Annotated in this window: 18 protein-coding genes and 1 pseudogene; 9 read left to right on the forward strand and 10 right to left on the reverse strand. The window is 40.7% G+C overall.

Annotated elements, in window-relative coordinates; genetic code table 11:
- Positions 1–18: 18 nt before the first annotated feature.
- Positions 19–3,606, reverse strand: coding sequence for a pyruvate:ferredoxin (flavodoxin) oxidoreductase (gene nifJ, locus Q7674_RS14410; protein ID WP_045062915.1), 3,588 nt, complete (start codon positions 3,604–3,606; stop codon positions 19–21).
- Positions 3,607–3,620: 14 nt separating this feature from the next.
- Complete coding sequence (locus Q7674_RS14415) at positions 3,621–5,270, reverse strand: NAD(P)-binding protein (protein WP_305424093.1); 1,650 nt, start codon at positions 5,268–5,270, stop codon at positions 3,621–3,623.
- A 512-nt stretch (positions 5,271–5,782) separates the two neighbouring features.
- Between Q7674_RS14415 and Q7674_RS14420 the strand changes: the two genes are divergently transcribed.
- Complete coding sequence (locus Q7674_RS14420) at positions 5,783–6,091, forward strand: hypothetical protein (protein WP_223295633.1); 309 nt, start codon at positions 5,783–5,785, stop codon at positions 6,089–6,091.
- A gap of 206 nt (positions 6,092–6,297) precedes the next feature.
- Positions 6,298–6,612 (forward strand): hypothetical protein, encoded by a 315-nt coding sequence (locus Q7674_RS14425; protein ID WP_045062914.1) that lies wholly within the window; start codon positions 6,298–6,300, stop codon positions 6,610–6,612.
- Here Q7674_RS14425 and Q7674_RS14430 read toward each other — a convergent pair.
- The 6 genes from Q7674_RS14430 to Q7674_RS14455 all read right to left on the reverse strand — a co-directional run bounded on the left by Q7674_RS14430 (position 6,609) and on the right by Q7674_RS14455 (position 12,145).
- On the reverse strand, positions 6,609–7,796 hold the full coding sequence (locus Q7674_RS14430; protein ID WP_045062913.1) for a GGDEF domain-containing protein: 1,188 nt from the start codon (positions 7,794–7,796) through the stop codon (positions 6,609–6,611). The two genes, Q7674_RS14425 and Q7674_RS14430, sit on opposite strands and share 4 nt — an antisense overlap.
- A gap of 372 nt (positions 7,797–8,168) precedes the next feature.
- Positions 8,169–8,693: a cytochrome b gene (locus tag Q7674_RS14435; RefSeq protein WP_045062912.1), complete on the reverse strand. Its 525-nt coding sequence runs from the start codon at positions 8,691–8,693 to the stop codon at positions 8,169–8,171.
- Between the two features lie 211 nt (positions 8,694–8,904).
- Positions 8,905–9,480 carry a hypothetical protein gene (locus Q7674_RS14440; protein WP_008987162.1) on the reverse strand — a complete coding sequence of 192 codons (576 nt, stop codon included), beginning with the start codon at positions 9,478–9,480 and terminating at the stop codon, positions 8,905–8,907.
- A 99-nt stretch (positions 9,481–9,579) separates the two neighbouring features.
- Entirely contained in the window at positions 9,580–10,122 is a 543-nt protein-coding gene (locus tag Q7674_RS14445; RefSeq protein ID WP_045062911.1) for a hypothetical protein, read from the reverse strand.
- A gap of 222 nt (positions 10,123–10,344) precedes the next feature.
- Positions 10,345–10,614: a membrane protein gene (locus Q7674_RS14450; RefSeq protein WP_045062910.1), complete on the reverse strand. Its 270-nt coding sequence runs from the start codon at positions 10,612–10,614 to the stop codon at positions 10,345–10,347.
- A gap of 175 nt (positions 10,615–10,789) precedes the next feature.
- The gene (locus Q7674_RS14455; protein ID WP_305424095.1) at positions 10,790–12,145 is read right to left on the reverse strand and encodes an MFS transporter; all 1,356 of its coding nucleotides are present in this window, start codon (positions 12,143–12,145) and stop codon (positions 10,790–10,792) included.
- 94 nt (positions 12,146–12,239) lie between these two features.
- Here Q7674_RS14455 and Q7674_RS14460 point away from each other — a divergent pair, with 94 nt between their 5' ends.
- The 3 genes from Q7674_RS14460 (at position 12,240) to Q7674_RS14470 (ending at position 15,813) form a co-directional block, all read left to right on the forward strand.
- The gene (locus tag Q7674_RS14460; protein ID WP_045062908.1) at positions 12,240–13,028 is read left to right on the forward strand and encodes an AraC family transcriptional regulator; all 789 of its coding nucleotides are present in this window, start codon (positions 12,240–12,242) and stop codon (positions 13,026–13,028) included.
- 94 nt (positions 13,029–13,122) lie between these two features.
- Positions 13,123–13,893 carry a class II glutamine amidotransferase gene (locus Q7674_RS14465; protein WP_045062907.1) on the forward strand — a complete coding sequence of 257 codons (771 nt, stop codon included), beginning with the start codon at positions 13,123–13,125 and terminating at the stop codon, positions 13,891–13,893.
- A gap of 348 nt (positions 13,894–14,241) precedes the next feature.
- Positions 14,242–15,813 (forward strand): BCCT family transporter, encoded by a 1,572-nt coding sequence (locus Q7674_RS14470; protein ID WP_045062906.1) that lies wholly within the window; start codon positions 14,242–14,244, stop codon positions 15,811–15,813.
- Positions 15,814–15,918: 105 nt separating this feature from the next.
- Here Q7674_RS14470 and Q7674_RS14475 read toward each other — a convergent pair whose 3' ends face one another.
- Positions 15,919–17,379, reverse strand: a complete 1,461-nt coding sequence (locus Q7674_RS14475; RefSeq protein ID WP_008987155.1) for a DUF2867 domain-containing protein — start codon at positions 17,377–17,379, stop codon at positions 15,919–15,921.
- A 286-nt stretch (positions 17,380–17,665) separates the two neighbouring features.
- On the opposite strand from Q7674_RS14475, the gene Q7674_RS14480 reads away from it, so the two are divergent.
- The 4 genes and pseudogenes from Q7674_RS14480 (at position 17,666) to Q7674_RS14495 (ending at position 23,505) form a co-directional block, all read left to right on the forward strand.
- Positions 17,666–19,033 (forward strand): MATE family efflux transporter, encoded by a 1,368-nt coding sequence (locus Q7674_RS14480; protein ID WP_045062905.1) that lies wholly within the window; start codon positions 17,666–17,668, stop codon positions 19,031–19,033.
- A 269-nt stretch (positions 19,034–19,302) separates the two neighbouring features.
- Positions 19,303–19,974 (forward strand): ABC transporter ATP-binding protein, encoded by a 672-nt coding sequence (locus Q7674_RS14485; protein ID WP_042116934.1) that lies wholly within the window; start codon positions 19,303–19,305, stop codon positions 19,972–19,974.
- Positions 19,955–22,414: pseudogene (locus Q7674_RS14490) on the forward strand (ABC transporter permease). The gene Q7674_RS14485 and the pseudogene Q7674_RS14490 overlap by 20 nt, the downstream one beginning before the upstream one ends.
- On the forward strand, positions 22,414–23,505 hold the full coding sequence (locus tag Q7674_RS14495) for a lipocalin-like domain-containing protein (RefSeq protein ID WP_045062903.1): 1,092 nt from the start codon (positions 22,414–22,416) through the stop codon (positions 23,503–23,505). The pseudogene Q7674_RS14490 and the gene Q7674_RS14495 overlap by 1 nt, the downstream one beginning before the upstream one ends.
- 91 nt (positions 23,506–23,596) lie before the next feature.
- Here Q7674_RS14495 and Q7674_RS14500 read toward each other — a convergent pair whose 3' ends face one another.
- A complete protein-coding gene (locus Q7674_RS14500; protein WP_045062902.1) occupies positions 23,597–24,322 on the reverse strand; it encodes a DUF3581 domain-containing protein in 726 nt (241 codons plus the stop codon).
- Positions 24,323–24,394: the final 72 nt, after the last annotated feature.

A 24,394-nucleotide genomic window follows, 5' to 3' on the forward strand; every position in this document is an offset into this window, starting at 1 on the left:
TCATTTTAGCTTAAGTGTTTAGTTGTTTTTGGCTGGTACTACAGAGCTTAATTCAGGCTCAAACCAAGCGGCATCAGTTTCTGCCATTTCTTCAAACACAGACCATTTTTTCAATGCTACTGCTTGGGCTCTGTCAAAGAGTTCAACAGCATGCTCAGGATTAGTTTTGAACAGTTGGTTAAAACGGCTTTCTTGTTGCATAAATTCAGCTTTGCTTATGGTTGGACGAAGTGAATCTAACGTAAATGGATTCTCACCTTGCTCTTTAAGCATTGGGTTGTAACGGTAAAGAGGCCAGTGACCAGAGTACACCGCTTTTTTCGCTTGTTGACGCGCTTGTGTCATATCAAAACCGTGAGCAATACAAGGGCTGTATGACAAGATCAATGATGGACCGTCATAAGCTTCTGCTTCTCGTAACGCTTGCAATGCTTGCTGTGGGTTTGCATTTAAGCAAATTTGCGCCACGTAGACATTACCGTATGAGATTGCTTGTAAACCGAGTTCTTTACGGAAGGTTGGTTTACCACCAGCAGCGAATTTTGCGGTTGCAGCAAGTGGTGTTGCTTTCGATGCTTGACCACCTGTATTTGAGTACACCTCGGTATCCATTACTAATACATTAATATTACGAGATGAACCTAAAGCATGGTCAAGACCACCGCTACCAATATCGTATGCCCAGCCGTCACCACCAACGATCCAGATTGAACGTTCAACTAGAGTATCAATCACTGAATCTAATTCGGCTGATTTTGGATGACCGATCAGTTTTTCACGAATAGCTTCAACACGTTCACGTTGCTCTAAACAAGCTTGTTCTGTTGATTGTTCGGCAGTTAATACAGCTTGTACTAACTCATTACCTATTTCAGGTTCTAACTCCTTGATTAAGCGTGAAGCCATGTCTTTTTGATGGTCAACGGAAATACGATAACCTAAACCAAATTCAGCATTATCTTCAAACAATGAGTTAGACCATGCTGGGCCATAACCGTTTTTACCTTGTGTCCATGGTGTCGTTGGCATGTTACCGCCGTAGATTGAAGAACAACCTGTGGCATTGGCAATCATTAAACGCTCGCCAAATAGCTGACTAATCACTTTTAGAACAGCAGTTTCCCCACAACCTGCGCAAGAGGCTGGGAATTGGAAGTGTGGTGGCAAGAATTGCACGCCCTTAACGGTTGAATAATCCACTTGATTAATCGGCAGTTGAGGTAGTGATTCAAAGAATTCAACATTCGGTGCTTGCTCATCCCATTGTTCAGCCGCTGGCACCATTTGTAATGCTTTACGGCTTGAATCTGTTGCACTGTGAGCAGGACAAGCATCGACACATAAGGTGCAACCCATACAATCTTCTGCATACACTTGAATGGTATAAGCGGTATCTGGGAAACCTCGCGCACTGACATCTGTGTATTTGAAGTTTTCTGGTGCTGCTGCCAATTCATCTTTATTGTAGATTTTTGAACGAATAGTGGCGTGTGGACAAATAAACGAACAGTTACCACATTGAATACAAAGCTCAGGATCCCAGCTTGGTACGTTCACGGCTTGGCGGTGTTTATCAAAGCGTGTAGTCCCTGATGGGAAGGTACCATCACATGGAATTTCTGATACTGGGATCAAATCCCCACGCATTGCCATCACTTCTTTGGTGACTTTCTGTAAGAACTGCGGTTGATCATCACCAATGGTCGATTTCACCTCAACGTTAGATGTAGCTGTTGCTGGAATGGTTACTTTCTGGGTTGCAGAAACGGCGTGATCGACCGCATTCCAGTTCATTTCTACAACCGCTTGACCTTTACGAGAATACGCTACTTCGATGGAGTGTTTGATTTGTTCAATGGCTTCTTGTTGTTCGAACACGTTGGCTAACATGAAGAAACCTGTTTGCATGATAGTGTTAATACGACGACCCATATTAGTCTCTGCCGCCACTTTCATTGCATCAAGCACGTAAAGTGATAATTCTTTATCGATGATTTGTTGCTGCACGGTTAGTGGTAGGTGATCCCAAACATGCTCGGCATCATAAGGGGAGTTGAGTAATATGGTTGCCCCTTTTTCTGAATTAACGAGACAATCAAATTTAGTTAAGAAGTTGAACTGATTAATCCCTACGAATGAAGCTTGTTCAATCATCCAAGGAGCTTCAATAGGAGCATTACCGAAACGAAGGTGGGAGACAGTACGAGAACCTGCTTTTTTAGAATCGTAGTCGTAATAACCTTGAACGAATTTATTGTCTTTTGCACCGATGATTTTAATAGTACTTTTACTTGCACCGACACTACCATCCGAGCCCCAACCGTAAATTACCGCACGAACCGTGTTATCTGGCTCTAAGGTGTAATTGTTATCGATGGCTAAGCTGGTGAAACTCACATCATCATTAATACCCACCGTAAATTGGCTAATGGGTTTCTCGGCGATAGCGTTATCAAACGCCGCTTTAACCATTGCAGGAGTAAACTGTTTAGATGATAAACCGTAACGACCACCCGTCATTTTAGGCAAGCAGATACGTTTACCAACAGAGCACTGTTCTACTAAAGCACTCATGACGTCAGTGTATAAAGGCTCTGCAACTGCACCCGGTGTTTTACAACGATCCATGACAATTAAGTGATGACAACTTTCAGGTAAGACGTTAGTGAAGTAATCAACAGCAAATGGACGGTATAAATGAACTTCGATTAAACCGACACTTTTCCCATTTTTATTAAGCTCATCAACGGTTAAACGTGCTGTTTGTGCACCTGAACCCATAATCACCATAACGGACGTTGCTTCAGGATCACCATAGTAACTAAATGGCTGATATTCACGACCTGTTAATTGGGCAAATTTAACCATTGCATCATTAACAATGTTTGGTACAGCTTGGTAGTACGGGTTAACTGCTTCACGACCTTGGAAGTAAATATCTGGGTTTTGCGCAGTACCACGAATAAAAGCACGTTCAGGCGCTAACCCTCTTTTACGGTGAGCAATCACATCGTCGTTATTGATCATTTCACGGATGATGTCATCACTCATGACATCAATTTTATTTACTTCATGAGAGGTTCTAAAACCATCGAAGAAATGAATAAAAGGCACACGAGAAGCCAGTGTCGCGACTTGAGCAATAAGGGCGTTATCATGAGCTTGTTGTACCGAGCTGGATGCTAACATCGCAAAGCCTGTTTGGTTACAAGCCATCACATCTTGGTGATCGCCAAAGATAGATAGCGCCCCTGTGGCTAATGAACGAGCTGCAACATGAAACACCGTTGATGTTAATTCACCAGCGATTTTGTACATGTTGGGGATCATTAACAATAAACCTTGAGAAGCGGTAAACGTCGTTGTTAATGCGCCAGTTTGGAGCGAGCCATGGGTAGCACCTGCGGCACCTGCTTCAGACTGCATTTCGATAATGTTTGGCACATCGCCCCAAATATTACGTTGTTTTTCTGCAGCAAATTGATCAGCTAATTCTGCCATTGGTGAAGAGGGGGTAATTGGGTAAATCGCAGCGACTTCGTTTACACGATAAGCAATATGAGAAACTGCGCTACAGCCATCCATTGTTTTATATTGATGCGTCATAGAAGTTCCCCTTATTATTTTTTTAGTGTGAAAGGAATGTCAGATACAGGTGACATTGCAATAGCATGACAAGGACATTGGTTTACGCAGGCTTGGCAACCTGTACATTTCTCGTAGTCAAATTTGTAGCGGTTACCTTTACCAAGCTTGATAATGGCACCTTGCTCAGGACATGCGCCGTAGCAGCCATCACATTCAAAACAGTTACCACAGCTGTAACAACGTGTCGCTTCATAGACGGCTTGGTCCATGGTTAGCCCTTGTACTACTTCGGTAAAGTCTTTAACACGTTCAGCAACAGCGACTTCGTTAATGGGATTACGGTTGGAATCAATTTCGTACCAAAGTTGCAGCATATCGTGAGTGACAACTTGGTGTTTTTCTTCAGTGAGGTAAACACCACCACGTAACCATGCATCAATATTACGTGCTGCTTTTTTACCGTGTCCTGTGGAGGTAGTGACTGAACGAGATGAAGAGATCATGTCACCGCCGACGAAAATACCTTCATGGCCTGTCATCATATGATCGTTAACCTTGATGCAGCCATCAGGTGTTAATTCGACATTCTCAACGCCTGAAAGAAGTTGTCTTTCAATGTCTTGCCCGATAGCAAAAACCATGGCATCAGCTTGAAGAGTCTCAACTTCACCTGTGGGTTTTGCGTCACCATTTTCATCTAACGCCATAATTTCCATGGTAAATTCAGTGCCATGAATCGAGGTAAGATTTCGCATCCAGTGAATCTTCACACCTTCAGCTTCTGCTTCATCTGCTTCAAATTCATGGGCTGTCATGTGGTTGCGATCAGAAAAGAAGATCACCATGACTTCCTCAGCGCCTAAACGTTTAGCGACACGTGCGGTATCCATTGCAGTATTACCACCACCCAGTACTACAATACGTTTACCAAGCTTAGGGCCTTGATCATTACCGACTAGGTTTAAATATTCAGTGGCTTCCATAATGGGACCACAATCTTCCATTGGAATCTTTAAATGACGACCAATTTGTGCGCCAATAGCAAGGAATACGGCATCAAATTCACCTTGCTCTTTTTCTGCAACAATATCGGTAACCTTATGATTAAGCGTAAGCTTCACGCCCATATCGGTAATTTTTTCAACTTCTTGCTGCAAGATATTACGAGGTAGACGATAAGCTGGTATCCCGTAATTCATCATGCCGCCTGCATGGGGATTAGCATCACGGATTTCGACTTGGTGACCCGCTAAACGAAGATGATAGGCAGCGGCTAAACCTGCTGGGCCTGCACCGATGATCAAAATTTTACGATTGGTTTCTTCATTAACTGTTGGATAAGCCCATTTTTGATCAATGGCTAAATCACCTAGCATACGTTCAACTTGTTGAATCGAAACCGGAGAGTCCGTATGTGCGCGGTTACAGCTAATTTCACATGGGTGATAACAAACACGACCATGAATGGCGGGCATAGGTTGATTTATCACTAACTTTTGCCATGCTTTTTTGAATTCTAAATCACGCACTAATGCGAGAAAGCCTTGAATATCATTACCTGTAGGGCAGTGTTGATTACAAGGCGGCAGGTAGTCTTTATAAACGGGAAGCATTTTAGGTTTAGGGCCAATACTTTTGGTATTAAGACATGCTGAATTTCTTACAATTTGCTTTGCAGACATAAGTCGTCCTTAATACATAAATGCTATTCACCCGTTAGCGTTAAACTTGTGTCTATCAAAGCCTAAAACGAGTAAATATTTGATTTATTATGATTTAACACTCATTTGAATATGAGTAATTAGTAGTGATTTATTACTTATTAAATTAACATTGCTGAGGTAAAAAACAATTAACAATAATTAACCACGATATTAAGGAAAAATTAATCTGTTATATTTGAGGAATGAAGTTTCAATTCTGATATTAAGTAATTATCGCACCATAATTAAACTTTGATAAGAATGATTGTTATTTGTGATTTTGATTATTAATGAAAAATAAATATAAAGGATAATAACCCAATGAAATAAGAGAAATACAAATTCCCGCTTATCTAGTTAATAATGCTAATAACTATACCTGATGTAACTTAATCTCAATGGATGCGCTCAGAACAAGCCTGCTACTTCAAAATACTATAATGGTAGCGATGAGACTAAACTGACTATTATTAAGGTAAAAGGAGGGAAGAATGATGAATAAAAAGCGAATATTTTGTATTGGACTGCTAATCCCTCTTGTTTACGGCATGATCTGGTTCTTGTCATTATTTATCAGCGCCGAGCTTAATCATTTCCTTTATGAAAACCATGTTATCTTTCTTTGGTTAGCATTGCCATGGTCATTCTTCACCATTGAAGTGGGTGCGATTTGCAGCAGTTATGCCAGTATCTATGTGTGTAATCCGCTGACTATTTTACTCGTTAGTATTGGTTTTGCGCTTAATATGGTTGTGCTTATTATTGTGCTAAGAGGGATACTTCGTTGGTCTAAACGATAACTATATGATTATTCATTCGTTTCAATCACACTATGTGAGAGAGTATACATACCTAAATCAATACTTTAATTAAGGTTATTTTATACTAAAGAAGTAGTCCTGTTACTTCTTTATTTGTAATTAATATAGTGCAGTGATTTCGATTACATTGTGATAGCTATATGTGTTCAATATCTTTTAGATAGTGTTTAAGGGTGGGGCATGGAATGCAAGAGGAAAAAATGAATAATGAGTATAAAGAATTTATTCGAGTAAAAAGAGGGAATAATAAATTAGTTTTGCAAGTACTCCAAATTAAATGGAATGGTCCACACACTCCTGTATCTAAGTGGGTAACCGTCAAAACTTTAGAAACTTCTGTTGATTTGGTAAAGCTAGATGAAGAAATAGCATTACTGCTCAATACAACAAAGTACTTCGGATTTTGCACTAAGTGTGAAAGAAATCTTTTAAAAGGGTGGATGCACTCTGATAATTATTGCCAAAGTTGTGCTGCACAGGAGTTTCAAATCGTTTACTAGGCGTGTTTTAATCTTATTTCCTCACACTCACAAGGCGCAATGACTACGCAGTTTCTACCATTTTTTTTTGCTTGGTATAGCGCCTTGTCTGCTTCTCTAATTAAACTATCTAAATTATCACCTTTGTGTTGCTGAGAAACGCCAATACTAATCGAAATGGGCGACATATTTTGATGATGAAGTGGGATGTTATAAACAGCATTACGGATACGCTCTGCGACAATGTGTGCATTGGCAAGGGGCGTATTTGGCAACAAGATCAGAAATTCTTCACCACCATAGCGAATAGCTACATCATTGACTCTGACACACGCTTGGATTTGTTCAGACACATTAACAATGACTTGATCGCCAACCAGATGTCCGAATTGATCATTGATTGATTTAAAGTGGTCGATATCACACATCATCACAACGAGTGGCAGTGGTTGTTTTGATTTGTCCGTTGTTATTTGATTGGTCAGTTTATCCATTCCTCGACGGTTATATAAAGACGTGAGGTTATCTCGTATCGAAAGTGCTTCAACTGATCGTGTTAAACGTCCGTTAACAAGCCAAACTAAGCTAAATGACGTCGCCATAATCAGAAACATCGAGGACAAATAAGGGATTTGGTGTACCCAACCTGCTTGTATGTATTGATTTAATTCATCCGCCTGAATTAATAGTAAGGCTCTGATAAACATGGTGAGAGAAACCAGACCAAAAGCGAGAGCAAGAGTGTATTGAGGAAGAGGATTATCAAATGCTTTGCCTTTTACTATCACGATACAAGCAAAAAGCTGGGTGATGCCTAAATGTAAACTTGCGGTGGCAGCTCTCGTATTGAGGGAGTTTTCTATAAAGTAAAAATAGAGCAGGGCTAGAAATAAAGGGATAAGCCCTAAAAGTGATATTTTACATAGTCGAGAGCAGGCATCTCGATATTGGCAAATACCATACAGACAAAGTGTAAATCCGCCACATAAAATCATATTAGAGAGGAGTGCAGATACCCACATAGGGATCTTTCCAAGCAGGAAAATCAACCCGATACCAATGGACATGCATATCTGTGAAATAGCAACAAGATTGATGCCTTTGAAGTTTTTTTGCTCAAAGTGAAAGAACAGCAGGCCAACCCCAAATATGAATGATAAAAATGAGACTAGAAAGCTGACTGTTCTCATATCTAAATCTGGCATCCTGCACCTTTAGTCCATGTTAGGTGTGATCTATATATGTGCTACAAAATTCATAGTGAATTTAACCTCGTAGTTTAAAGGTGCATTGAAACAGTTCAATAACTTTAAAGCATACCTGCAGAGTTACGAACACTTGTGCGATCAATGTTCACTGGTTACGTAATTCATTAAATTCTTAGTAACATATTAATGTCAGATTGGAGAAGGAGCATTACGATAGTGGTGTGGGTTTCTCTCATACTATTAAGAGCTATAGCGAAATGAAATACTGCTTAATCGAGAAATAGCAAAGGGCTAAGTTGCTTTCTATTACAACTTAGCCCTTATGTATAGAACCCTAATGCGTTTTGGCTAGCTCGACTATCTTGTTATTTAACGGCCAAACATACGTACCAGCGTATTGTCTTTGTTGATTAGTTGGTGTTTTAAAGCGCCAAGAACATGAAGCACAATAAGGACGATGATAATGTTAGCGGCAATGCCATGAATGGTATGTCCTAATGAGCCTAACCACTCAACTTTCTCTCTAGCAGCCAGAATTTCAACGCCGAATACTTCCAACGCTCTACCGCCACCGACACTCATCATGATGCCTGAAATAGGCATTAGTAGGGTAGCGAGTAGCAGTAGGTGTTGTATGCTTTTAGCAAAAATTTGTAGTGCTCTACTTTGTTCAGGCGCAGCAGGGAGCGCCCCTTCTTTAAATCGCCAAGCAATACGAATCAGTGCGACAGCAAGAACGATGACACCCAAAGATTTATGTATACCAAGAAGCTCAAATCTTTCAGGCGATCTAGGCAGACCTTCTACGTATAACCCTAAAATAATCACACCAATAAAAAGTACACCAGTGATCCAATGAAGGGCTATTGTGGGTTTAGAAAGTTTACTGTCCATTTTCCACTTATCCTTAACAATTTGATAAAAAACTATTATCACTGTCAGGCGGATAAATTTCGAATATTTAATTTGTAACTAGATGTAAACTTGGTGGGTATGGGATTGATACAGTTGATAATGATGAAAATGGGATAATAAAAACGACGAGTAACGTGATTAGCTTTCTCGTCGTTTTCTTTAAATAAGTGAGGAGGATATGTCTCTCAGATTATTCTGCTACGTACTCTAGTGGCGCTTCTAGATCTTTTAGTACCATTTTTTGAATATTGATACCTAACATCATGACGATCAAACACCAGTTTAAGAAAGGCAATTTGCCTGTTTGTAGGCTTTCAATAAATTGGCTTGGGTTCCAATTGAAAAGCTCACAAATGTTTTGTGCTGTCATCTCTTCAAATAAACCGCTATCGATCAGCTTCGCGAATTGTTCGCTAGTTGGGCACACAAAAGTATTACGAGCACCAAATGCAGTTGGTTTGAATAGGCGCAATACACGACGAATATCTTCAACTTTGATCACTTCGCCACTCATGGCAATGTTTTGTCGACCAACTAACGCCGCAAGGAAACACCAGCATGGGTATGGAATAGTAGAGACGTTAAAAGGCTCTTTTTTATATTTAGCAGTCCAGCTACTTACATTCTTCTCTTGTAAACCAGTAACTAGCGCAAGTTTATTTGCATCGTAGCCATGATCTTTCAGTAGGTTAATGATTTCAGCAACTTCAGATACGAAAGGTTTGGTCCAATTTTCGTATGAGGTAAAGACATTTTCTCTGATCAAAATGCTATTCCAATATGGGAGTTCAATAGATTGCCGCCGATCATACGTGTTAAAGCGACGATGTCCATTAATATCCCATATCGGATGGAAATTCATAGCCTAATTAGATGTTTCTTTGTTTTGGCTATCTTGTTTCGCCTTCAGCTTTTGCTGTTGTTGGTAGAGTTTATCGATCTTCTGCCAGTTACTGTCAGACAGGGTGAAAGAATCACTTAACTGGATAGTTTTATTGGTATCTGCTTTTGGGCTAACCAGCGTCGCGGTGTAGTGGATCTTTGCTGTGTTATTTTCTTTATTGAGGCTTTCTAATCGCAACACCAGACCTGATGGCTTGTTTTTATCAATAATAAAATGCCCATTCCAATTTAATGACGCATCAATATTGGGATTGTTTTGATTGTAGTTCATCGCTTCTTTTTTGGTGAGCAGCGTATGGAGACTATTACTGTTAATAGAAAGCGTCAGGAAATGACTTTTGTCTTTAGATAGTATGATACTCGCGGCAGGAGCATTGTTGAGGTAGAAGTCATTGGCAACACCCACTTGCGTCAATGAGCCGTTAATGTCGTGATCGTCTGCGTTGTTACACCCTGCGAGTAAGAAGGCAGCAAGGGCAAAACCAGCAATTGTTATTTTCTTCATACAGTATCCTTAGTAATGGTGCCAAGGGAGAAAGGAAATTACATAGTAAGCATACAAATGGTGATTGAGTAAATTGTCAGCTTAGTGTCTAAATGTACTTGGGTATATAACTGTCTGAAAGCTAAACAGAGCTTACCGCTTAATGCCGATTGTACAGAGTGCATTAAGCGGTAAAACCAATTTTAAATACGGCGCCATTTCGCTGATTTCACTACAAGAAATTTACAAGCACATACCAAGAAAATAGAAAAGAACATAGAAACAAACAAATCCAATTACAAAACCAATGAGATGATGAAGAAAGGATGGAGCCTGTGGCTTATGTTGGCGCACTTTCTTTTTAGTGACGTGGTAACAAGCAACAGCGATTAAGAAAATAATGGTTATAGCAAGGGTGTAAACCATATTTTGTTGTGGTTGTATGTTATCTGACTGAGCGAGTGCAAGTGGTGAAAATAGGGCTGTATAAGCAAATAAAGACGCGTGTTTCATTATCGATTGTCCACGGAAATAAAACGTAAAGTAAAACGATCAAAATTGAGCAGCAATCTTTGTTATTACAAGCTGTTGTTGCATAAGTGAGGGGCTGTAAATGAAATGATAAATAAAAATATCGGCATCTAGCCAATATTTAAGCAGAATGGCATCCTTGCCAAATGAGAGAGCATTATAATTTAGCGTTAAATGCTTTTTTTAGTTCATTACGTTCTTCTGTCATCAGTGCTAATTCTTTCTTCAAGCGTTTTAATTCATCTTGTAGTGTTTCATGAACAGGTGCATCAATAACAATATCTTTGCCACTTTGTGTGCGAACAATAACGTGTGAACGACCAGCAAACAGCGCTAAAAATCCCCAAACCACACACACTGCTAATGTCATATATAGTGGTACTTCCCAGCTGTGTGTTGATTCATGCAGTGAGCCAAAAATAATAGGGCCAGTTGCTGCAAGTAAGTACCCCATGCATTGCGCCATACCTGATAGTGCTGCTGCTTGGTGCGCATCATGAGTACGGATACCTACAAATGACAAGCCAAGAATAAAACCACCACCACAGCTAAAGCCAAAGCAAATTACCCAGATTAATGCGTGCTCGGGCATCATAAGTAGACCAAGAATACCGATGAAAGCCAGAATAGCCATGGCAAAGCTCATTGCACGTTTGTCTTTCATTTTTGCCATTAGCGGAATAAGCACTAGCGCAGGAACTGCTGTTGAAAGCTGTAACACACCGTGTAGGTAACCTGCTTGGTTCTCTGTATAACCGTTATCAATGAGGATGCTTGGTAACCAGCTGATAAAGATATACATAATGAAAGAGTTCAAACCCAAGAAGATAGTAACTTGCCATGCAGCTGCTGAGCGCCATAGGTAGCTGTGACTATCAATATCAGCGGTATCAGCAGAAGGGCGTGTATGACCTGCTAATTGTGGTAACCATACAATGATTGAAATAACAGGGAAGATCAGTACGGTTGCTAAAGCAAATGCCCAGTGTGGGATTGCATTGAAGCCCATTGAACCTGCAAGTTTCATCATTGGGATAGCAGTACTAGAGCTTAACGTAGAACCAATACCCATGATTAGCACATAGACTGCTGTTAATGTTGTTACCTGCTTTGGGAAGTCTCTTTTCAATAAACTTGGTAGTAACACGTTACCAATAGCGATACCAACACCAATAATACATGTACCCAAAAATAGCATAAGGGTAGAGCCGCCAGAGCGAATAAGGACACCTGCACCAACAAGGACAAGCGCTATCATTAACGATGGCTCTAAGCCAATCTTACGAGCAAGTCCTGACGATACCAGCGAAAATAGGGCAAAAGCCAATAATGGCAAAGTGGTTAACATACCAGCTTGAGTTGCGCTTAAACCCAGATCGTGTGAGATGAAGTCTAGAATTGGTCCTAAACCTGTAAGTGGTGCACGAAGGTTACTTGCGATAAGTAGAATACCTAAGATGACAAGAGCTGGTCGTGCAACTTTAGGTACTGTTTTATTATTCTTATGTGACATAGGTCTCTCCTTAAATTTTTAGTGACATAATATCCCTCCCAATATTTTCTGTATTAAGTTATATTGACAGTATATAACTAAAAACGGACAGCTTATGAAATTCAGTAAAAATCTCCCAGCATTCGATTCTGATCTGTATCCGCAAAAAGTCGTGGCGATGAGCTTGTCAGGGGCTGATATTGATGAAGAAATCCCATTTCATCATCATCATAAAGGTCAATTGGTATTACCGCTAAATGGCTATGTGCGCTGTAAAATTGCCGATGCGATTTGGATGGTGCCAGCAAACTGTGCTGTTTGGATCCCTAGCCAAGTCCCTCACAGCTTAAGCATTTCAGAAGATGCTGATCTCTGTAATTTATTTGTAGATCAAGATGTAGTCGGTATGCCTTTAAAGGCCTGTACGTTGTCTGTCTCTCCCTTGCTACGTGAATTGATTGTTCGATTAACAGAGTTAGATCAATCTTATAAATCAGAAGGGAGTACCGCTCGATTAGTTGAGGTGCTGATAGATGAATTAACAACAATGCCATCTGAGCATTTTGATTTTCCTATTCCTGAAGAGCCTCGCTTACATAAAATTGCTTTAGCGTTAATTGAGAATCCAAGTGATAGAAGTACGGTTGGTGAATGGGGAAGTAAATATGCAATGAGTGAAAGAACTCTCGCACGATTAGTTAAACAAGAATTAGGTTTAACATTTGGTAATTGGCGCGGGCAGTTGCACATTGTTTTAGCATTACAAAAATTATCTTCTGGTGAGGCAGTACAACGTGTATCGGAAGATCTGGGTTATGAATCTGTTAGTGCATTTATTACCTTCTTTAAAAAGACACTAGGTCGACCACCTAAGCAGTACATTAAACAGCGTATACACGACTGATTTATTTAGATATATGCCTACTATCTTATTCGTTATTGATTTCTATTAGTTATCGGCGTTTATTCTATTTTTTCAATCGTAAATAGGTAATTAGATGTCTCGTTGGCTTGCATATCACGGTAACGCAATTTATTTAGATGAACTGATTTATCAACCAGAACATTCTTTGATCCACCAAACATTAGAAGAGCGTAAAGCGGTTAACTATGTCAATGGTGACGGTTTTGGACTGGGCTGGTATGCCGAACGTGAAATGCCGGGGCGTTATCATGAGATTATACCTGCGTGGGCTGACGATAATCTTCGCTCTTTAACTCATCATATTTGTTCTCATCGTTTTATGGCGCATGTACGTTTCTCTACTGGCGCTGAAGTATCACGAGCAAACTGTCATCCTTTTATCTATCAACAATGGATGTTTCTACATAACGGGCAGATTGGTGGCTTTGATAAGGTTCGTTTTACATTAGAGCGCTTGTTATCTGAAAGTTTGTATAACAAGCGAGTAGGGACGACAGACAGTGAAATCATCTTTCTGTTGATGATTAAAAATGGCTTACAAAACGATCCTATTGCTGCGATAAATCAGACTATGTATGAAATCGAACAGGCAATGCAGGAAAAAGAAGTCACTCAACCACTTCAGGCATCCATTTGTATTTCCGATGGTAATAGCTTTTGGGTGGTGCGCTACAGTACAGATAATGCAGCGCCAACGATTTATATAAAGCAAACAACTGAAAGTATCACGTTAGCATCTGAGCCATTGGAGCAAAATGAGCAATGGCTGTTAGTGCCTAAACAACAGATCTTACACATCGGTAAAAAGAACACGTTAACTTTTCATGATTTGATCATTGATTAGTGAAAAATGCAGCCGTGATCCTCGTGTTAACTCTCCATTAACGAACAATGATATTGAATAGTTATTAGCATTAACTTAGCTTGTGATGACTTAAATTAATTAGAGTAGTAACTATTTTTGTTGATTGGCTAATCGGCTGTTATTTTGACATCAGCATCGCTACCAACCCCATAGAATGGCAGATAAGTTTATTTATCACACGAATTTGTAACATCATGAAATGCCACTTAAAAACGAATTTTAAAGTGGTTTATGCTATTTTTGCTTTGAATATTAAAGGTTTTTTATCTGGCTTTTGTGTTGTTGGGCTGTTAATCTCTCGTCCCTCACACACAAAGTGAGATATTTATGCCAACTAACGTATGCCAAATAGCTAATGGTGACGCTACTTCTTCAAGTGAAGTTTCGAGCAATGTTGAAGCTAAACTTGTTCCAATTCTAACGATTGGTTTCATTTCTTTATTCATTTTTGCTGCACTGTTCGATATGTCCAGTTTTACAGCATTTATTCAAACAAGTTTCGAATCTGCCGCCAATACATTTGGTCAAAGCTGGCAGTGGTTGATGCTGGTTAATTTCATTTTTGCTTTAGTTTTGGCATTTAGTCCACTGGGTAAAAAGGTCATGGGTGCGGAATCTAAGCCGACAATCGGTACGTTCCGATGGTTAGCCATGATCATGTGTACCTTATTAGCTGGTGGTGGGGTATTTTGGTCTGCTGCTGAGCCAATTTACCACTTTATTACGCCACCACCTGCATTTTCAGATGTGAGTGGTTCAACGCTGCAAGCTGTAGCTCCAGCACTGGATCAAGCCTTTTTACATTGGGGCTTTTTAGCATGGGCGGTATTAGGCACATTGGCGACAATTGTGTTGATGTACGCACACCATGAACACGGCGTAAAGTTACGTCCACGTGCTTTGCTGTTTCCTATTTTTGGTAATAAGCTTGAAAATCACTGGATGGGCAGTGTCATTGATGCGTGTTCTATTATTGCTGTTGCAGCAGGTACCATTGGTCCAATTGGCTTTTTAGCATCGCAACTAGGTTATAGCTTAGAGCTACTTACTGGCTTAGAAAACAATGTGCAATCTCAATTGGTTATTCTAGCTGTTGTGGTTGCTGTTTATTCTATTTCAGCAGCATCTGGTATGGATAAAGGCTTGCAGTGGCTATCACGTATTAATGTTATTGGTGCTTTTGGTCTATTGTTAGCAATGCTGTTTTTAGGTCCAACACAATTTATTTTAAATGAGTTCGGTAGCGCCTTTGGTGGATACCTACAGCATTTTGGTGAGTTAAGCCTAACGACAGACAAACCATCTTGGAATGTGTGGTGGACATGGTTCTTCTGGGGCTGGTTTATTGGTTTTGCTCCTATGATGGCGATCTTCATTGCACGTATTTCAGAAGGCCGAAGTATTCGTGGGCTAGTGTTAGCGGTAGCGATTGGTGCACCGATTGCGACAAATTTCTGGTTTACTGTATTAGGTGGTAGCGGGATTTACCTTGAGCTGCAAAATCCGGGTGTAATTTCAGGACCGTTAAATGATGCTGGATTACCTGCCGTACTATTAGCAACACTGTCTAATTTACCATTTAGCAGTATCTTATTACCTGCATTTCTAGTGTTAACCACCACCTTTGTTGTAACAACAGGGGATTCAATGGCGTACTCTATTGCAATGGTGGTATCAGGTGATAATGAGCCTGACAGCAAGCATCGTTTGTTCTGGGCGATCACCATGGGCGTTGTAGCTGCGGTATTGTTATTAGCAGGTGATGGTGGTTTAAATGCCCTGCAATCCTTTATTGTGATTACAGCTGTCCCAGTGTCTATCTTGATTGGTTTTACTTTGATTAGCGGACCAATAGCGGCATTGAAAATGACATGTGCTAAAAAATATGTGACAGTGTAACGAAACGTATAACTAGCAGCCATACATGTAAAAGAATAGTAAAACGCCCAATTGAGAGTGATTCAATTGGGCGTTTTTTATTTTGTTAGTGCCAAATATACCTGTTTAAACAGTATCGATTTGTCCGTCTTTTGCCTTAGCTTTGCAGCGTTTTACTAATTGGTATGTCATACCTCGGAAGATAAACAAGTGCGCTGGCATCATGGCAAACCAGTATAATAACCCTTTAAAGCCTTTTGGGTGCCACCATGCGCGAATATCGATAGTGCGGTATTCACCATGATCATTAATGGTAAACTCTAAACGACCCAACCCCGGAGCTTTCATACCAAAGAGTAATGATAAGAAGTGGTTCTCTTCTAAACTGATCACTTTCCATGAATCAATACGATCACCGAGTTCTAGATGACTAGGATCACGACGATAACGCTCTAATGCATTGCCGCCAATCATGGCATCCATCCATTCCCGTAATCGCCATAAGCCATTGGCAAAAAAGTAGCCTTCATCACCACCGACAAGCTGAACTTGTCGCCATAGATCTTCGCAGCTAGCATCGGTTTTTAAGGTGTATCCTGCCTGCTTAGGGTAGTAGCCATAGTCGGGTTGCCAACGAGATAGCGCATCAGGATCGAATCCCCATATTTCACTATCAATGATCTCATCATTCATTTCTAACGCTTCGGCGACCGCATCGTCATAACTTATCAGCACTTGAGGAATATAGGCTTGCAGCTTGCTTCCATCTGCGGGTAAATCATATTGCAGGCCGTTAATTAACGCTCGGGCAATATTGGTTGGTACAGAGGTAATAAAGCGTAACCAATAGGCTGCTAATGCAGGGCTTAAAAACTTCAGTGGAATAACACGGATCTTTTTATTGATCAGTTTACCAAGCCTCACCATTTGTTCACGGTAGGTCAGCTGTTCAGGACCTGCCACATCGAAAATCATGCTTTCGTGAGTAGGCTTTTTGATCAGCTCTGTTAAATAGAACAACAGGTTTCTAAGCGCTATCGGTGAGTTGCGCGATGTCACCCATTTCGGGGTTAGCATCACTGGTAAGTGACTAACAAAATCGCGCATTACCTCAAAGGCAGCAGAGCCCGGGCCGATGATAATACCTGCACGTAATTCAATGACGGTTTTACCACTGCTACGGAGAATATTACCTGTTTCTTTACGGGCAATAAGGTGAGTAGAAGCAGCATCTTCTGATTGTAATGCACCTAGATAAATCACTTGTTCAACATGGCTCTTTTCGAGGTATTGAGAAAAGTGACGGGCACATTCGAGTTCAAAATCAATAAAATCATGTCCATGGTTCATGCCATGAACGAGGAAATAGACAATATCGACATCATGGAGTAAATCGGTGAGGTCGCTGTTATCGCTGAGATCTAAATGAATAAGCTCAAGGTGTTCGAGATCGTTCCAACCACGCTTACGCAATAGCTGTAAATTACGTCCCGTTGCTTTAACACGATGACCTTGATTGAGTAGTTCAGGAACAAGGTGGCTACCCACGTAACCTGACGCACCAACAACAAGAATTGTTTTACACATTACTTCATCACTCCACTTCCTTATGGTGGTACTTGGGTATACCTAATTATAAATAACTATATTTTTGTTAATTGTAACGAACAACAAAAAAATATGAATGGCGTCGAAAAATTTATAAGATTAGTATAGCCTCGCGCGTGCGTGATTGTACGTTCGCTTTACTCTCCGCCAGCGTTTCGATTTTAGTTGTTCTTACTCATAATGCATCATTGTGAAGGTTATGTATTCGTAAATTTTTAGATAGAAGCTACTTGGCTTCCGATCGTTTACATTAGGGATAATGATAATGCCGACTCTAGTTCTCCAACAGTTTAACCGTGGTTTTTTCCGTTCTCTCTTTTGGATTGCGCTCCCAATTGCGTTGCAGTCAATGCTGTTTTCGAGCCGAAGCCTTGTTGATATCATGATGTTAGGGCAGTTGGGTAATGTTGAAGTAGCAGCAGCTGGCATTGCTGGTAAAGCGTTTTTCGTCGCGCTTGTTATGCTATTTGGTGTATCTACAGGTGGCGCTATGTTAGCAGCTCAGTATTGGGGCGCGAATAACAAGCAAGGTTTGCGTGAAGCAACAGCGTTAACGGTAATGATCAGTGGTGGCTTTGCTTCTTTGACTGCGGCTTTGTTCTTATTTATACCTGAAGCCATTATGAGGTTTGCAACTCAATCACTAGACGTTATTGCATTAGGTTCTGATTATCTACAAATCATAGCGTTTAACTTGCTTGGGGCGGCTTTTGTTATCAGCATGGCTGTTGGCTTGCGAGCTATGCACCAGCCAGGGGTCAGTACCTTATTTAGTGGTATTGGTATTGTTGCCAATATGTTCCTTAACTGGATTTTGATTTTTGGTAAATTTGGATTCCCAGAAATGGGGATCAAAGGGGCGGCATGGGCAACCTTATTAAGTGGTGCAATTGAGTTAGTATTATTAGGCTCTTATTTATATGGACGTAATCATTTATTAGCATTCAATTTTTCGACTATTAAGAGCGTTTGTAACCAGAAAGATATTTTTCGTTTTCTTAAATTATCGTTGCCGATTACTTTTAACCATTTAGCGTGGGCGGGTGGTATTTTTGTGTATCACGCCATTATTGGGCAATTAGGTGTTAATGGTTTAGCGGCAATATCGGTGATCACGCCAATTGAATCTTTATCCTTAGCAATGTTGATTGGTATATCGAGTGCGTCAGCAGTGTTCATTGGTAATTTACTTGGTGCTAATAAAAACGATGAAGCTTATTTAAAGGCGTGGGCATTTACTTTAGTCAATTTGGTTTGTGCGCTAGCAACAGTGTTGCTGATGTTTGTCATTAAGCAACCACTGTTAAGTTTATTTTCGGGTCTAACGCCAGACGTACGTAATTTAACCGATCATTTCTTTGATATTTTTGCCATTGTGCTAGTGCTGAAAAGTATTCCTATAGTGATGATTGTTGGGGTATTGCGTGCAGGAGGCGATATTAAATTTTGCTTTTACCAAGATATTATTGCGCAATGGGTTATTGGTATTCCAGTCACGGCATTTTGCGCATTTGTTTTACATTGGCCTATCGAATGGGTGTATGCATTATTAGGCTTAGAAGAGCTTGTTAAATGGTTTGCTTCTTCTTTTCGGGTTTATTCTCGTCGATGGATTAATAATTTAGTGGCTTAAGATAACTAGAATTGATGGTTATCATAGATATTATTTATCAACATACTATTCTAGGCTTTAATATGAGGGGAAAAACACCATTGTTGTTATTTTGATATAGATGGACAGAAATTTATAAATTATGTCTCTCAAAACCTAAATCACTTTATTGACAGTGCTATTTGATGTAAATTTTGCCCTCGTAAATACATGAAGTATTTATTAAAGTTATTTTGATTAATCACTTAAATTTTGAGCGATTAATAGAAACTAGAGTGTTGGTGATATAGATGTTACGACTGGCGGAACTCAGTAAAGGATACCGTGATGGTTCCGAGTTTCATTCCGTGCTGCAAGGGACGAATTTAGAGCTCGAACCAGGTGATCAAATTGCGTTAATGGGGGAAAGTGGATCTGGAAAAAGTACACTTTTAAACCTGATTGCGGGATTAGATATTCCAGAACAAGGAGAGATTTGGCTAGGTAAAACACCTATCCATTCTATTTCAGAGCGTGAACGTACTGCGTTTCGTCGAGATAATATTGGGCTAGTATTTCAGCAATACAACTTATTACCAACCCTGACGGTGGCAGATAATATTCGTTTTTGTCGTCAGCTGAAGGGATTACCTGCCGATGATAAATTGTGGCGTCAGTTGATCTCGGCGCTAAATTTAATGTCACTGCTTGATCGTTATCCTGAAGAAATTTCCGGTGGACAGCAACAACGTGCTGCCATTGCGCGTGCCATTTATATGGAGCCGAAAATTTTATTGGCAGACGAGCCAACAGGTAGCCTTGACGAACGTAACGCAGAAGCAGTGATTCGTTTATTGATCTCATTAACTAAGAAATTACACTGTACATTGCTGGTGGTAACGCACAGTAATAAAGTTGCATCACATATGCAGGGACAGGTGCGTTTGCAAGGGGGGCAGTTACATGTTGCGCCCCGTAGTTAATTCGCTTTGGGGGCATTACCGTCGTCACCCGTTTCAAATCATTCTGGTATGGCTAGGTTTAACACTAGGCATCGCATTGCTGGTTGGTGTTATGGCTGTTAACCAGCAAGCCAAAGAAAGCTATCGTGAAGGCGAACAACTCTTTTCTAATCCATTCCCATATCGGATTCGCCATGCACAAGTTGGGATGAAAGTCCCTCAGGGTTTTTATATTCAAATGCGTCGAGCAGGGTTAAAAACATGTTCGCCACTTGAAGAATATCGCATTGTTACCGATCAACATCGTGACTTTCAATTACTAGGTATTGATCCTGTTGCACTCATGGGGGTAAGTGATAGTCATGCGCTTGATGACGGTAAAGTGAAGTTACTGGAATTGATGCGCCCACCATACCCAATCATGATTGGTGAACAACTCGCTAATTATATTGGTTTGAGTGATGGCAGTATGATCACCTTAGATTCGGGTAAGAAGATAGGGCCTATCGAAATAAGTCATGATGAACGCATGAATGAGCCGCGTATGATTGCAGATATTGCCTTATTACGTGAATTGAATCCAAGTTCAGGCTTCACTGCGGTTGTCTGTGGTGAAATGAGCCGTAAAGATTTAAGTAAACTCACCCATATTTTACCACCAGGTTTAACGTTAGAGCGTAAGCAAAGTGCGAAATTAGAGCCGTTAACTAATGCATTCCACTTGAACTTGTTTGCAATGGGTATGCTGTCGTTTGTGGTGGGGCTGTTTATTTTCTATCAAGCCATGTCACTGTCATTCGCTCAGCGTCAGCCATTAGTGGGGATATTACGCCAGCTAGGTGTTACCAGCAGCCAAATCGCCAAAGCCTTGATGTTTGAGTTATCGGCATGGATTGTATTGGGATTAATTGGCGGTAACTTACTGGGTTTATTATTGGCTCATCAATTGTTGCCAGGTGTTGCCGCGTCACTTAATGATTTATATAGCGCGAACGTAAGCTTACATATTCAATGGCATTGGTCATGGGGACTAGCAAGCTTAGCGATTGCGGTATTTGGTTGTGCTTTTGCTTGCACATGACCAATGATCCGTTTAGTCAGAACTCAACCTGCGCGTTTATCTGCACATTTATCACTGATCCGTTTTAGTGGTCGTGAGTTTGCTTGGCAAGCCTTGTTCTCAGGGGTCTTCATCCTTGTGGCATTTGCTATTTATCAACTACCACACGGTCAATTAGCAGGGTTTGCATTAATTGCATTTATTTTGATTGCATCAGGCTTATTTATGCCGTTCCTACTTTGGAAGCTTTTCCTTGGGCTTGGCAAAGTTTGTCGCTCTGCTCAGCTGCGTTGGTTCTTTAATGATGCCGCTGCAAGCCTAAGTTACCGAGGGGTTGCGGCAATGGCATTTATGCTGGCATTGGCTTCCAATATCGGTATGGAAACCATGGTAGGTAGCTTTAGAAATACCACCGAAAGTTGGCTTGAGCAGCGATTAGCGGCAGATATTTACATTCGTCCATCCATGAATATGGCACCACGTATTTCAAAATGGCTACAAGAGCAGCCTGAAGTAGAGCAAGTATGGTGGAGTTGGCAGAAAGAAACACCGTCTGAGGCGGGTACGATTCAGGTGATGAGTATCGGTAATACTGACGGTGAAAAACATGCGTTATCGGTGAAAGAAACTGCTTACGACTATTGGAAAACATTGCATACAAGTCGCTCTGTTATGGTTAGTGAATCAATGGCACTGAAACATCGTTGGGATGTGGGTGATGTGATTGATCTACCTGCGCCAATGAATAAGAAGTGGAAAATTGTTGGGATTTATTATGACTACGGTAACCCTTATGGTCAAGTATTGATCTCACAATCTAAGTGGCAACGTTTCTGGCCGCATTCAGGACAAGTAGGGTTAGCCATTCATCTAGAGAAAAATGCAAATCCAGATCAATTGTTAGCAGATTTAGGTGCGCGTTTCCGTTTGCAACCTGAACGTATTCGTAATAATGCCGCCTTAATGAAAGAAGCCATGGGCGTGTTTGATCGTACTTTTGTTGTCACTTCGACACTTGGACATTTAACGTTGTTTATTGCGGTATGTGGTTTGTTCTTTGCAACCGTAGTTTGTGAGATTTCTCGTCAGCGCCAATTCTCGCTATTGCGTTGTATGGGAATGACAGGGCGTGAACTGGCATTACTCGGTGGTGGGCAATTATTAATGATAGGGATTATGACAGCGCTTATTGCTTTACCGCTGGGGTTGATCCTCGCGCAATTATTGATTGATGTTGTTCTTAAGTATTCATTTGGTTGGACAATGCCAGTGCAATATTTCCCAGTGGATTATTTAACAACACTCGGTACAGCATTGTTAGCCTTGCTAGTAGCGGGTGCATGGCCTGTTTGGCGTTTAGTCCGTCGCTCTGCCATCTTGTCTTTAAGGGAGTCATTCTAATGACAAGCAAACAGATGTGGTTAACACATATTGTAGCGTTTTTAGCTGTGCTCATCGTATTAAATGGTTGTGACCAGCCAAAGCAAAAAAGTAAATCGGTCGAGTCGTTAACACAATCAACAGATTATGTTTTTGAGCCTGTAGTAAAAGGCGAGAAGTTAGCGTTTCCGAAAGATTTTGGGGCTCACCCCGATTACCGTGCGGAGTGGTGGTATTTCACAACTAACCTTGAAGCCGATGATGGCACACAAATGGCGTTACAGTGGACGTTATTTCGTATGGCAACAGGGGATGAAGAGAGTAAAGGCTGGAAAACTCCACAGATGTATATGGCACATGCGGTGATCACCACCAAAAATAAGATTTGGCGTGCTGAGCGTTTTGCCCGTGGTGGTATTGGTCAAGCAGGGGTGATTTTGAGTCCATTTCGTGCATGGTTAGATAATTGGGCATGGCGGGCGCAAGGGAATTCTCCTTTCCCTGGGCGATTAGAGTTTGCCGATAATGAGATGGAAGCGATCCTTGATATTTCACAGGGCGGTTCAATTATTCTACAGGGAGAGGATGGATATAGTAAAAAACACCCATTACTTGATATCGCTTCTTACTATTACAGTGCTCCTTTCTTGGATGTGAAAGGCATAGTTGAGTTGGACGGAAAAACTTACCGTGTCAAAGGTCAAGGTTGGTTCGATCGTGAATGGAGCAGCAGCATGTTGAGTAAACAACAACAAGGCTGGGATTGGTTCTCTATTCATTTGGACGATGGCAGTGCTCTGATGGTATCTCAGTTGCGTGAAAAAGATAACGAGCCGTATTTCTTCGGTTCACGCTCTTGGCCTAATGGCAAAGTCGTTCAGTTAGATAATAACCAGATCAGAATGAACCCGGTTAAGTACTATGGTGTACAAGGAAAGCAATTTCCGTTGGTATGGGAAATCGATATTCCATCGCAATTCATTAAACTTGAGACACAAGTTGTACGTCGTGATCAATGGTTGCCATTCATATTTCCTTATTGGGAAGGGCCGATAAGAGTCAAAGGTAGCCATACAGGTAAAGGCTTCATGGAGCTCACCGGATACGAGTAATGTTTCTCGTTCTGAAAAACGTTAAAGTTAAAGACAAAAAGCCGACGATATTTCATCCTCGGCTTTTTTGTCTCTGTAGTAAGCGTTCCTCTTACACCAATTCAGCATAAAGTTTATTGTACTGCTCTTTTTTTGCGTTGAAGCGATAAACTAAATCATCAATACCTTCTTGGCAGTATGGCTTCAAACCACTCATTACCATGCGTTTGCGACCTGTTCCAACCACTTCGCCATTTTCTTTGAAGCAGAACTTTAATGTTACGCTGCCACGCTTACCATCAACATCAATGTCTGAGCCTGTCAGCTCTACGTGAGGGCATTTTAGATCAAGGCGAGAAAATTCAAGTTCCATACTTTCGTACACAACTAATGGGCGAGTAGGGTTAATCATAATGTCTTTTGATTTCATCAAAGGCACCATGATATGAGGGAAGTTCATGCCTGAAAACTGAACGTAACTCTTGGTGATTTGTGCAATAAGATCTTGATCATGAGTCGTGTCACCTGAGCGAGATAAGTGTAAATAGTCCTTACCTTTTTCATCAACCATGGATAGTTCTGATTCTGAGTTGGTTGCGATGCTTAGTTGAGTTGTCTCGTTGATCATACCAGCAAATGACACGCGCATTTTTTGGCTAATGCCGACGTTTGCTAGTAGTACAGAGAAAAGTAGATCACCAGGTACGCAAAAACGCTTGTTATCTTCGTCGTGAATAGGATTGAAATCGCCTGCGATACGTTTTGCAAAATTACTCGCTTGTTCACGAGTAAAAGAAAATTCGCCATTTATATCTGAATAATATGTATCTAAAAACATGTTACGTATGAATACCTGAAATAGAAACTGCCACTATTCTACAACATAAATTTCATTTAAATGGTCTAGCCA

The sequence above is a fragment of the Photobacterium leiognathi genome, assembly GCF_030685535.1.
Classification (GTDB): Bacteria; Pseudomonadota; Gammaproteobacteria; order Enterobacterales; family Vibrionaceae; genus Photobacterium; species Photobacterium leiognathi.

What these genes read in the sequence shown, in the direction of transcription:
- nifJ (WP_045062915.1), bottom strand. Translation starts at nt 3,606, where the DNA reads ATGACGCATCAATATAAAACAATGGATGGCTGTAGCGCAGTTTCTCAT.
- Q7674_RS14415 (WP_305424093.1), bottom strand. Translation starts at nt 5,270, where the DNA reads ATGTCTGCAAAGCAAATTGTAAGAAATTCAGCATGTCTTAATACCAAA.
- Q7674_RS14420 (WP_223295633.1), top strand. Translation starts at nt 5,783, where the DNA reads ATGATGAATAAAAAGCGAATATTTTGTATTGGACTGCTAATCCCTCTT.
- Q7674_RS14425 (WP_045062914.1), top strand. Translation starts at nt 6,298, where the DNA reads ATGCAAGAGGAAAAAATGAATAATGAGTATAAAGAATTTATTCGAGTA.
- Q7674_RS14430 (WP_045062913.1), bottom strand. Translation starts at nt 7,796, where the DNA reads ATGCCAGATTTAGATATGAGAACAGTCAGCTTTCTAGTCTCATTTTTA.
- Q7674_RS14435 (WP_045062912.1), bottom strand. Translation starts at nt 8,693, where the DNA reads ATGGACAGTAAACTTTCTAAACCCACAATAGCCCTTCATTGGATCACT.
- Q7674_RS14445 (WP_045062911.1), bottom strand. Translation starts at nt 10,122, where the DNA reads ATGAAGAAAATAACAATTGCTGGTTTTGCCCTTGCTGCCTTCTTACTC.
- Q7674_RS14450 (WP_045062910.1), bottom strand. Translation starts at nt 10,614, where the DNA reads ATGAAACACGCGTCTTTATTTGCTTATACAGCCCTATTTTCACCACTT.
- Q7674_RS14455 (WP_305424095.1), bottom strand. Translation starts at nt 12,145, where the DNA reads ATGTCACATAAGAATAATAAAACAGTACCTAAAGTTGCACGACCAGCT.
- Q7674_RS14460 (WP_045062908.1), top strand. Translation starts at nt 12,240, where the DNA reads ATGAAATTCAGTAAAAATCTCCCAGCATTCGATTCTGATCTGTATCCG.
- Q7674_RS14465 (WP_045062907.1), top strand. Translation starts at nt 13,123, where the DNA reads ATGTCTCGTTGGCTTGCATATCACGGTAACGCAATTTATTTAGATGAA.
- Q7674_RS14470 (WP_045062906.1), top strand. Translation starts at nt 14,242, where the DNA reads ATGCCAACTAACGTATGCCAAATAGCTAATGGTGACGCTACTTCTTCA.
- Q7674_RS14475 (WP_008987155.1), bottom strand. Translation starts at nt 17,379, where the DNA reads ATGTGTAAAACAATTCTTGTTGTTGGTGCGTCAGGTTACGTGGGTAGC.
- Q7674_RS14480 (WP_045062905.1), top strand. Translation starts at nt 17,666, where the DNA reads ATGCCGACTCTAGTTCTCCAACAGTTTAACCGTGGTTTTTTCCGTTCT.
- Q7674_RS14485 (WP_042116934.1), top strand. Translation starts at nt 19,303, where the DNA reads ATGTTACGACTGGCGGAACTCAGTAAAGGATACCGTGATGGTTCCGAG.
- Q7674_RS14495 (WP_045062903.1), top strand. Translation starts at nt 22,414, where the DNA reads ATGACAAGCAAACAGATGTGGTTAACACATATTGTAGCGTTTTTAGCT.
- Q7674_RS14500 (WP_045062902.1), bottom strand. Translation starts at nt 24,322, where the DNA reads ATGTTTTTAGATACATATTATTCAGATATAAATGGCGAATTTTCTTTT.